The organism is Streptomyces sp. W16, assembly GCF_033194735.1.
Classification (GTDB): domain Bacteria; phylum Actinomycetota; class Actinomycetes; order Streptomycetales; family Streptomycetaceae; genus Streptomyces.
Map to the genome: position 1 here is coordinate 1 of NZ_JAWOAI010000359.1, position 10,367 is coordinate 10,367.

Here is a 10,367-nt window from a genome sequence, read left to right on the forward strand (position 1 = left end):
CCGCGACGGCGACGGGAGCGGCTGACCGGCGTGAGGACGCCGCGCTGCCCGCGACGGGCGGGACGGCTCACCGGGACGACGGTGGTGTCTACCGCAAGCCGCGTGGTTGCTATGTCTGCAAGTCGCCCTATCGACAGGTGGATTCGTTCTACCACCGGCTGTGTCCCGAGTGCGCCGCCGACAACACCGCCCGCCGTGCGCTGAGTACGGATCTGAGCGGGCGCCGGGTGCTGCTCACCGGCGGGCGGGTGAAGATCGGTTTCCAACTCGCGCTGATGATGCTGCGGGACGGCGCGGAGGTGCAGGTCACCACGCGGTTCCCGCACGACACCGTGCGCCGGTTCCACGCGGAGCCCGGCAGCGAGAAGTGGCTCGACCGGCTCACCGTGCTCGCCGTGGACCTCCGCGACCCGCGCCAGGTCCTCGGCCTGTGCGAGGAGTTGCGGCAGACGGGCGAACCGCTGGACATCCTCGTCAACAACGCCGCGCAGACCGTACGGCGGCCCCCGCAGTCGTACGCCCTGCTGGCCGCGGGCGAGCGCGACGCACTGCCCGAAGGGGCCCGGCAGGCGCCCGGGTTCACACCGATGCGGATGCTCGCGGGCGGGGCCTCGGCGCTGCCCGTCGTACTGCGCGAGGCCGACGAGGCGGGACTGCTGCCGGACCCGTCCCCGGAGAACTCCTGGTCGGCCCGGCTCGGCGCCCTCGACCCGGCCGAGGTCCTGGAGACCCAGCTCGTCAACGCGCTCGCCCCCGCCCTGCTCTGCGACCGGCTGCTGCCGCTGCTGCTCGCGTCGCCGCGTCCGCGCAGGTACGTCGTCAACGTGACCGCCGTCGAGGGCCGGTTCGCCGTCCGTAACAAGACGGCCGGACACCCGCACACCAACATGGCCAAGGCCGCGCTCAACATGCTCACCCGCACCAGCGCCGCCGAACTCGCCGAACAGGGCGTCCACATGTGCGCCGTCGACACGGGCTGGATCACCGACGAGAACCCCGCGCCCAAGAAGAGCCGCATGGCCGGGGCCGGCTTCCGCACGCCGCTGGACATCGTGGACGGCGCGGCCCGTGTCTACGACCCGATCGTGCGCGGCGAGTCGGGAGACCCGGTGTCCGGGGTGTTCCTCAAGGACTATCGGGAGGCGGCGTGGTGAGCGGGGACATGGGAGAGGCTGCGGCGGTGGGTTCGGGGGTGAGCGGTTTCGCCGGAGTGCCGTCCGGCGTGCCACGCCCCGTCGCCGAACTCGGGCCGCTGCTGGACTGGTTGCGGCCGGGGCGGCCGACCCGGGAGTGACTGGACTTCGCCGTGGGACGGCGCTGCCGGACGGGCGGCTCGACCTGTGCAAACAGGGGCTGGGGGCGGAGGGCGCCGCGCGCGTCGCGGAGGCACTGGCCCAAGGACCGTCGCCCGTACGGCACTTGCTGCTCGGTACGGACGGGCTCGGTGACGAGGGTGCCGAGGCCGTGGCCGGTGGGAGCGGCGACGTCGAGACGCTCTACCTCGGCTGCAACGGGATCACGGCCGGCGGTGCCTGCCGGATCGCCGACCAGTTGCGTGCCTCGCCGCAGGTCGTGACCGGTGTGTGGCTCAAGCGCAACCCCCTGGGCAGTGGTGGTGGGCGGGCGGCGGCCGAACTCATCGAGTCCGCGCGGTCGTTGCGCACACTCGACCTCGTACAGACCGGGCTCGACCCGGCGGGCGTGACCGTCCTCGCCGACGCGCTGCTGGCCGCCGGCGGCAACGGGCGCCGTATCGAGCGCCCGTTGTCAGACAGGCCCTGGCACGGGGTCAGCGACGCGCCAGTCCGGTGAATATGTCGGTCCAGAACCGCTGTTGCTGTGCCGACGCCCCCACCAGATACGTCGCCCGGAGCTTCGCCGGCAGCAGTGCCACCATGCGGGCCACCACCGCGCGGTGCTTCTTCAGCTGGGACAGCTCCGCGTTGGCCAGGATCTGGTGGACCACGTCGCTGTCGTCGCCGCCCTCGCCGGTGTGCTCGGCGGCGCGGCGCAGCCGGGCCTCCCAGCGGTCCGCGTCCCGGGTCAGTTCGCGCAGGCCGGTGACCGGGCGGCCCTTGAAGCGGTCGATCAGGGCGGTGAGCGGCACGGGCGCGTACTCGCCGTCGCCGAGATAGACCGTCGCCATCTCCAGCGGCAGCCCCCGCCGGTGCAGCTTGATGAGCCGCTCCAGGGTGCGCTTGGTGATCCAGGCGCGGCCGTCGTCGTCGATGTCGTGCTTCCACCACTCCAGCACCGTCTCGGCGTCCGCGCCGTAGCGTGCGAGCAGCCACTCGTTGGCTGGGATGTCCGCCGGATCCACCGTCAGCGAGGCCGTGAACCGGGTCGCCTGGGCGATGTTGTTCCGCGAGACCAGCAGCTTGCGGCCGAGATGGTAGGGCGGGTTCTGGACGGCGATCTGCGCCCGCAGGTTCTCGATCCGCCGGCCGGCCAGCGACCACTCCTGGGTGATTTCCATGAGCTTGGCGAACGCGGCCTTGTCCTTGGGGCGGTTGTACTCGTCCCACACGATCGCCTTGGGGTCCGGCCCGGTGAAGTTCGCCGCCAGCACGTTGTCCAGGGTGCCGTCCGGCGACGGGATCGGCGCGCACAGGTCCTCGACGTTCGTCACCGGCAGCGAGAAGTACAGCGGCTCCCGGCCCAGGCTCGCGCGGACCGTCTCCCTGACCAGCTCCGTCTTGCCGCACCCGGGCGGCCCCTGCAGCAGCACCGTCCAGCGGTTGCGCAGCGCGGCCCGCACCACCTGCCGTACCGGGTCGGGGATCGTGGCCGGGTTGGGCACGTCGAGGGCCTCGGCGAGGCGGTCGAGGATCTCCGCCGTGCGGTTCTGGCCGGGCCTGCCGTCGGGGCCCGGCTCGGCCAGCCGCAGCCGCTCGCCGTCGATCAGGGGCAGGCCCCAGCGGAGCGGGAAGCCCTCCTTCGCGTTGGCCAGGACGTGGTCCAGCGTGCGCGGGGACAGCAGTTCGCGCAGCGCCGGGGAGAGCGACGCCCACACGGCGAACACCGGATTCAGGTCCCAGGAGCGGTACTTGGCGGCCAGATGCCGGCGCCAGGACGTGTCGTTCGCCGAGATCCGCATCGTGACCATGCGGTCGAGCAGCGCGAGGTCGCCGCGCCGGGCCGAGGTCTCGGACAGCGACTCGTTGTCCGTGAGGAAGACACCGACACAGCCCAGCGCCCGCAGATCGTGCTCGCCGAGCGTCCAGTTGCACGCGATCTGCATCAGCTGCGACTGGACCGTGTCGCCCGCCTGCAGCGAGTCGTCGATGAGCAGCACGAACGGCGCGCCCGGCTTCAACTGGCTCATCACCAGCTGCCGCAGCACCAGTTCACCGGTGTGCGGGTCCCGCACCGGCGCGTTGATCAGCAGGTCGTCCGGCGTCAGATTGGCCGCCGGGACGTACACCAGCGCGGTGCCCGGGTGAGCGCGGCCGATGTGGGAGAAGAACGTCGCCGTCTTACCGATGCCGTGCTCGCCGAAGATCTGTCCGGTCTGCCCGATGTCGATCATCGCGTCGATGAACGACTCCAGGCGCGACGGCTCACCCCTGCCGCGCTCGGTCGCCGGTGGCGTCAACTGCCCTGTCTCCGTGCTCATCTACCGCGATCCTGTCGTGACGCGATGGCAGTCCATCGCCGGGTTGTGCGTCTCGGGCCACTCGCTGCCGCCCTCGGTGATCAGCCAGGTCCACTTGTCCGGCTCGGCGGGCGTGACCGGCGGCGCGTACCCGTCGGTGAGCATCACGACCGCGTCCGGAGTGACGTCGAACCGGCGACCGTGCACCTCCGTATGCCCCTCCACGTAGTCCGCGACCACCTGGAAGCTGGTGCCGCCACCGCCGTAGACGCGCTCGCCCGGCGTGAACGGCATGACCACGGAGTCGAACGACAGCCAGTGCGCCTCGACTCCGTCGATGCGGCCGACGAGTTCGGTGAGCCAGGTGATCACCTGGTGCGGCATCGAACCCGAGGTGTCGTACGCGATGACCAGGACTTTCTCCCGGACCGGGCCGCGGCGCGAGAGCATCGGGTCCTGGCCGAGGGCCGCGAGCAGTGCGCCGCGCTTCTTCGGGTACACCAGCCGCTCGCCTTCGCGCAGCTTCGAGCCGAGGACGTCGACCAGCCAGCGCTGCCACCAGTGGACGGTACGCGTGCGCGCCGTCTCGCCGCGCAGGACGCCCGCGCCCAGATTCCCCCAGATCCGGGCGGCCCGCGCGGAACCGTCCTCGGTACGGCCCATCAGGTCGAGCAACTCCCGCTCCGCGCCCGGGTGTCCGCGCCGCGCCGCCAGCAGGGAGTTCAGCAGCGCGGACGACGCCACCGTGTCCACCGTCTCCTGGTCGGCCGGTACACCACCGTCCACGAGGTGCACGCACAGCCGCCGCTCCGGGACCGGGGGATGCGCCATGCGCCTCAGCTCGCCGTAGACCTTCATGTCGGTCGCGACAAACTCCTCGTAGGGGACGGGTTCCAGGCCGTGCGCGGTGAGGTCCTCGCGGTACAGGCCGTGGATCCGCCGTGGGTCGATGCCCGTCGGGCGGCCGTCCAGCAGGGGCAGTTCGGGGTGGCCGAGCCGGACCAGAGCGACATGGTTGATGGAGACCTCGGTGGCCAGCTCGAACACCGGGTCCTCGCGCAGCTCGGGGTCGGCGAACAGGTGCCGCTGCACCAGGTGCCGGGCCTCGTGGAAGAGCACGAACTTCACGCCGTCCAGGCCGAGTCCGACGAAGAAGTCCGGGTTGAAGAGCAGCAGGCAGGAGCCGTCGCCGGAGGCGACCACGGCCGCGGTGTCCACCGCCGTGGTCGGGATCTGGTGGTGGCACTTCGCGTACAGCCAGGACGCCACCGCGGACTCGGTCAGCCCGAAGTCCAGCAGCGCGGCCTCCTTCAGCCGCCGCGCCTCGGCGACCGTCGCCGCCTCGGCCGGCCGGTACCGCTCCAGCGCCCTGCGGTCGGCCGGATCGACCACAGGGGTACGCCGACCCCGCTCCCCGTACGCCATCCCACGCCCCCCGCGCCGCAGTTCCCCCGATGGCTCATTGGTACCAGGCCCCACTGACATCGGGCCAAGGCATTACGCTCTGGCCGCAAGGGCGGGGTCGTAGCGCAGAGGCAGGCGCACCGGTCTCCAGAACTGGGGCACGCTGGTTCGAATCCAGCCGCCCCGCCCCCTCACGGCCCGGCTCAGGCGATCGCGCCCGCCGTCACCACCAGCTCCGCCGCGTTCCCGTGGAACGTGTCGATCAGCTGCGCCAGCACCGCCCAGGCGTCCTCGCGGTCGCCCAAGTGGTCGCGCACGAGCGGTCGTAGGGCGTCCTCGGCCTCGGCCGCGCGCGCGGGGAACATCAGTTGTCCTGTGGACAGCACTTTGAGGACGTGCGACGCGGGGCCCCAGGCGGTCGCGTAGTCGGCGGGGCCGTCCAGCACTCCGGCCTGTTCGACCCGGCGGGTGAACTTGCGGTGCGTGCCGAAGTGCGCACGCAGCGCGGGCGGGCAGTCCGGCCGGACCGACAGCGCCCAGCGCGCGTAACCGGGCAGCGGGCGGTCCCGGTCCGCCTCGGTGACCGCGTGCCAGTCGGAGCGCTCCAGCACCATCGACGCGGCTGTTCGCGCGGCCTGCATGGAGGTGCCCTCGCGCAGGGCGCCGACCAGGCCGAATCGGGTGTAGCTCGTGGGGACCGGCGGTTCCAGCTCCGGGCCCAGCCCGTCGACAACGGTCAACAGCGCTTCACGGCCGGGACCGAACGGCACACCCCGTGCGATGGCACGCCGCATCGCGTTGTCCGCCGACTTGTGCCGCCAGACCCACTGGTTCCGTTCCGGATCGTCCTGCTCCAGGACCCACAGCAGCACGGAGGCGGGCACCGCCGTCCTCGTCCAGGACCAGAGCGGAGCGTTCTGCCGGGGTTCGAGAGTCGCCGGTCCCTCCGGCTCGGGCAGGCCGATCCGCCGCCGTATCCGGTCCGCGTCCTCGTGGTCGATCAGGCCCAGCAGAAAGCCGACCGCCGCCCCCGACGTGCTGTTGTCACGCATGGCGGCATGATGCCGCAGCCGGGCCGGATCCCGCACCGGCGATTCGCCCGCCGGGCGGTCGCAGGGCCGGTCAGGCGCTCGCGCGGGCCGCCATCCGGGCCTTGCGGTTCGCCAGCTTCTCGTCGAACTTCGAGGCCTCGGAGTCGAGGCCGCCCATGTAGAGGCCGATCTCCTCCTGGGCGCGCTGTCCCTCGGGGCCGAGACCGTCGATCTCCATGACCTTCAGGAAGCGCAGCACGGGCTGGATGACGTCGTCGTGGTGGATGCGCAGGTTGTAGACCTCGCCGATGGCCATCTGGGCGGCGAACCGCTCGAAGCCGGGCATGCCGTGACCGGGCATCCGGAAGTTGACGAGGACGTCGCGCACGGCCTGCATGGTGAGGTCGGGGGCGAGCTCGAACGCGGCCTTCAGGAGATTGCGGTAGAAGACCATGTGGAGGTTCTCGTCGGTCGCGATGCGGGCCAGCATGCGGTCGCAGACCGGGTCGCCCGACTGGTGGCCGGTGTTGCGGTGCGAGACGCGCGTGGCCAGCTCCTGGAAGGCGACGTACGCCACGGAGTGCAGCATCGAGTGCCGGTTGTCCGACTCGAAGCCCTCGCTCATGTGCTGCATACGGAACGCTTCGAGCTTGTCCGGGTCGACCGCGCGGGAGGCGAGCAGGTAGTCCCGCATGACGATGCCGTGCCGGCCCTCCTCCGCCGTCCAGCGGTGCACCCAGGTGCCCCAGGCGCCGTCGCGGCCGAACAGGGAGGCGATCTCGTGGTGGTAGCTGGGGAGGTTGTCCTCGGTGAGGAGGTTCACCACGAGGGCGATACGGCCGATCTCGGTGACCTTGGACTGCTCCTTGTCCCAGGCCTCGCCGTCCTCGAAGAAGCCGGGGAAGTTCCGGCCGTTGCTCCAGGGCACGTACTCGTGCGGCATCCAGTCCTTGGTGACCTTCAGGTGCCGGTTGAGCTCCTGCTCGACGACTTCCTCCAACGCGTACAGCAGCTTGGCGTCGGTCCAGACTGCGGGGCTGCCGAGGTGCGGGGAAGTGATCGTCACGGGAACTCCAGGGGGACGTGGTGCAAAACTGAACAAACCGGCGAGCGGTGCCGGGGTCTGTGCAACTTACGGAATCGTAGGCTACGAAACCGTAGGTTACGAGACCGTAGGTTAAGGGTGCTGTAAAGATCGCTGTTCAGGCCGCGTTGCCGGGGGATCCCGAACAGCGCCAGGACCGCAGGTCCGCCGCCGAACGGGTGGTCCGCTCACCCGGTCAGGCGTACAGATCCCGGAGCCTGACCGAGAGGCACGTCACACAGCCTTCGAGCTTCTCGAACTCGCTGATGTCCACCACGACCGGCTCCAGGCCGAGCTCGGCGAGCAGATCGGCCGTCTTGGGCGCGCTCGCCGCCATCAGCAGCTTGTCGCCGCCGAGCTGCACCACATGCGCACCGGCCTCCTCGGGCACCGACAGGAAGCGCGGGAAGAGCGAGGGCCGGTCCACCTTGGGGATGTGCCCGACCACCGTCCCGTCGGGCAGCGCGGTGACCGCCGACTTCAGATGCAGCACCTTGCTCACGGGTACGGCGACCACGCGCGCCCCGAGCGGCTCGAACACGGCCCGCAGCTGCTGCACGCCGGCCGCGTTCGTCCGCCCGCCGCGGCCGACGTAGATCGTGTCGTCGATCTTGAGGACGTCACCGCCCTCCAGGGTGCCCGGTTCCCAGACCCAGTTCACCGAGCAGCCGAGCCGGGCCACCGCCTCCTCGACCCCGCCGGTCTCCTCGCGCCGGGACTCGGCGCCGGGCCGGGTGATCAGCGCCACGTTCTTGTACATGACCACCGTGTCCTCGACGAACACGGAGTCGGGGAAGTCGTCGGCGGGCTCCACCTCGATCGTCTCCCAGCCGTGCGTCCGCAGCGCCTGGACGTACGCCTCCCACTGCTCGACGGCTTGCTCGACGTCGACCTTCTCCCGCTCGATGTGCGTGACCAGCCCTTCGGCCAGGCGCGGGCTGGGGCGGCGGACGAGGGCCTTGTGGCTGGGCACGAGCGGGACTCCGTATCGGCGGGATCGTTTCGGCGCCGGCAACGCGGCACCGGTTGGCCATCATGCGTCACCCGTCCGTGCCGACAAAACCCCTGCCGCGAGGCTGTGGCCCTCCTGAGACGCGCCGCCCTGTCCTACACCAGGTGCTCCACCTCCTCCGGAGTGATCGTCCGCAGCTCCCCGTCCAGCAGCAGCCAGCGGGTGACGCCGATCGACTCCAGGAACGGCAGATCGTGACTGGCCACGATCAACGCGCCCTCATAGGACTCCAGCGCCGTCGTGAGTTGCCGCACGCTCGCCATGTCGAGGTTGTTCGTCGGCTCGTCCAGCATCAGCAGTTGCGGGGCGGGCTCCGCCAGCATCAGCGCGGCCAGCGCGGCCCGGAAGCGTTCGCCGCCGGACAGCGTCGCCGCCCTCTGGTCGGCGCGTGCGCCCCGGAACAGGAAGCGGGCGAGCCGGGCCCGTACCCGGTTGTTGGTGGCGGCAGGCGCGAACCGGGCCACGTTCTCGGCCACGGTCAGCTCGTCGTCGAGGACGTCGAGCCGTTGCGGCAGGAAGCGCAGCGGGACATGCGCCGTCGCCTCGCCCGACACCGGCTCCAGTTCCCCGGCGATCGTGCGCAGCAGCGTCGTCTTGCCCGCGCCGTTGCGCCCGATCAGCGCGATCCGCTCCGGCCCGCGCAGATCGAGCCCGCCGGCCACCCGCGCGCCGTAGGCGAGTTCGAGGTCCAGGAGGGTCAGGACCGTACGGCCAGGCGGTACGGCCGTGTACGGCAGGTCGACGCGGATCTCGTCGTCGTCCCGTACGGCCTCCACCGCCTCGTCGAGCCGTTCCTTCGCCTCGGTGAGCCGCTCCTCGTGCATGATGCGATGCTTGCCCGCGGACTCCTGCGCCGACCGCCTGCGCGCCTGCATGACGATCTTCGGTTCGCGCTTCTGGTCGTACATCTTCTGTCCGTACCGCCTGCGATGGGCCAACTTGACCTGGGCGTCGACCAGTTCGCGTTTCTGTTTGCGGAAGTCGGCCTCGGCGACGCGCACCATCCGTGTCGCGGCGTCCTGTTCGGTGGCGAGGGCCTCCTCGTAGGCGGAGAAGTTTCCGCCGTACCAGGTGACCTCGCCGGAGCGCAGATCGGCGATCTGGTCGACCAGGTCGAGGAGTTCGCGGTCGTGGCTGACCACGATCATCACTCCCGGCCAGGACGCGACGGCCGAGTAGAGCCGTCTGCGCGCGTACAGGTCGAGGTTGTTGGTCGGTTCGTCGAGGAGCAGGACGTCCGGCCTGCCGAGCAGCAGCGCGGCCAGCCGCAGCAGTACCGACTCGCCACCGGACACCTCGCCGAGGGTGCGGTCCAAGTCGATGTGTCCCAGGCCGAGTTCGCCGAGTGTGGCGAGCGCGCGCTCCTCCACGTCCCAGTCGTCGCCGAGCGTCTCGAAGTGCTCCTCGGCCGCGTCACCGGCCTCGATGGCGTGCAGGGCGGCCCGGCGCGCGGCGATGCCGAGGGTCTCGTCCACGCGAAGGGAGGTGTCGAGTGTGACGTTCTGCGGGAGGTGGCCGACCTCGCCGGCGACCCGCACGGCGCCGTCGGCCGGGGCGAGTTCGCCCGCGATGAGCTTCAACAGGGTTGATTTCCCTGATCCGTTGACGCCGACGAGTCCGGTTCTGCCGGGGCCGAAGGCGACGTCGAGGTCTTCGAGGACGGGGGTGCCGTCGGACCAGGCGAAGGAGAGGGAGGTACAGGTGACGGAAGAACTCATGCGGGCCTCGCGGTTGCTCGATGCGGTCAGGGCAGACGCGTTGCGAGACACCGCGGGGCGGGAGGCTGGTCCCGGAGGGCAGAGAGAAGGCCCTGTTCCGGAGGACGGCTCGGACGCCGAGGTCGAACACGACGGACACACCTCAGGGGTGTGTGACGCGGTGTCTCAGAACCTCAGACGAGCAACGTCCTTCTCCATTCGACGGCAACAGGACCGAGGGAAACGCTACGGAGGGCCTCTGTCGCCTGTCAACGCAATTAAAAGGGCGTCCCCTGACCGACACATCGATGTCGGATTCCTGCCAGCGGACGTGCGCCCGCGGCTGCTTGAGTGGGTTGCATGACGAACCAGAACAGCCTCCGTGACCGGGCGCTGGCCTTTCGCGCGCTGCATGTGCCGGGGCGTCCGCTCGTCCTGCCGAACGCCTGGGACGCCGCGAGCGCCCGCCTTGTCGAGGACGCGGGCGCGTCCGCCGTGGCGACCACCAGCGCGGGCCTCGCCTGGGCCCTGGGCGTGCCCGACG

Annotated in this window: 10 protein-coding genes and 1 tRNA gene; 5 read left to right on the forward strand and 6 right to left on the reverse strand. The window is 70.9% G+C overall.

Annotation, left to right across the window (positions count from 1 at the left end; translation table 11 throughout):
* From R6V09_RS35440 to R6V09_RS35450, 3 genes are all read left to right on the forward strand, one after another.
* Window positions 1-1,154 (forward strand): SDR family oxidoreductase (locus tag R6V09_RS35440; RefSeq protein ID WP_317885567.1); only part of this gene is annotated, 1,154 nt, incomplete at its 5' end.
* An 8-nt stretch (window positions 1,155-1,162) separates the two neighbouring features.
* Window positions 1,163-1,294, forward strand: coding sequence for a hypothetical protein (locus R6V09_RS35445; protein ID WP_317885568.1), 132 nt, complete (start codon window positions 1,163-1,165; stop codon window positions 1,292-1,294).
* Window positions 1,291-1,812 carry a hypothetical protein gene (locus tag R6V09_RS35450; protein WP_317885569.1) on the forward strand — a complete coding sequence of 174 codons (522 nt, stop codon included), beginning with the start codon at window positions 1,291-1,293 and terminating at the stop codon, window positions 1,810-1,812. The genes R6V09_RS35445 and R6V09_RS35450 overlap by 4 nt, the downstream gene beginning before the upstream one ends.
* Here the strand turns inward: R6V09_RS35450 and R6V09_RS35455 are convergent.
* Both R6V09_RS35455 and R6V09_RS35460 read right to left on the reverse strand, forming a co-directional pair.
* On the reverse strand, window positions 1,790-3,616 hold the full coding sequence (locus tag R6V09_RS35455; protein WP_317885570.1) for an AAA family ATPase: 1,827 nt from the start codon (window positions 3,614-3,616) through the stop codon (window positions 1,790-1,792). The two genes, R6V09_RS35450 and R6V09_RS35455, sit on opposite strands and share 23 nt — an antisense overlap.
* Entirely contained in the window at window positions 3,617-5,020 is a 1,404-nt protein-coding gene (locus R6V09_RS35460; protein WP_317885571.1) for a DUF2201 family putative metallopeptidase, read from the reverse strand. It abuts the gene before it with no gap.
* A gap of 91 nt (window positions 5,021-5,111) precedes the next feature.
* Between R6V09_RS35460 and R6V09_RS35465 the strand changes: the two genes are divergently transcribed.
* A tRNA-Trp gene (locus R6V09_RS35465) sits at window positions 5,112-5,187 on the forward strand.
* Window positions 5,188-5,202: 15 nt separating this feature from the next.
* On the opposite strand, the gene R6V09_RS35470 is transcribed toward R6V09_RS35465, so the two are convergent.
* The 4 genes from R6V09_RS35470 to R6V09_RS35485 form a co-directional block, all read right to left on the reverse strand.
* Complete coding sequence (locus R6V09_RS35470) at window positions 5,203-6,051, reverse strand: hypothetical protein (protein WP_317885572.1); 849 nt, start codon at window positions 6,049-6,051, stop codon at window positions 5,203-5,205.
* 70 nt (window positions 6,052-6,121) lie between these two features.
* Window positions 6,122-7,096: an acyl-ACP desaturase gene (locus R6V09_RS35475; RefSeq protein WP_317885573.1), complete on the reverse strand. Its 975-nt coding sequence runs from the start codon at window positions 7,094-7,096 to the stop codon at window positions 6,122-6,124.
* A gap of 214 nt (window positions 7,097-7,310) precedes the next feature.
* Window positions 7,311-8,087 carry a dimethylargininase gene (gene ddaH, locus R6V09_RS35480; protein ID WP_317885574.1) on the reverse strand — a complete coding sequence of 259 codons (777 nt, stop codon included), beginning with the start codon at window positions 8,085-8,087 and terminating at the stop codon, window positions 7,311-7,313.
* A 134-nt stretch (window positions 8,088-8,221) separates the two neighbouring features.
* Window positions 8,222-9,844: an ABC-F family ATP-binding cassette domain-containing protein gene (locus tag R6V09_RS35485; RefSeq protein WP_317885575.1), complete on the reverse strand. Its 1,623-nt coding sequence runs from the start codon at window positions 9,842-9,844 to the stop codon at window positions 8,222-8,224.
* 339 nt (window positions 9,845-10,183) lie between these two features.
* Between R6V09_RS35485 and R6V09_RS35490 the strand changes: the two genes are divergently transcribed.
* On the forward strand, window positions 10,184-10,367 hold a 184-nt coding region (locus R6V09_RS35490; RefSeq protein ID WP_317885576.1), incomplete at its 3' end, for an isocitrate lyase/phosphoenolpyruvate mutase family protein.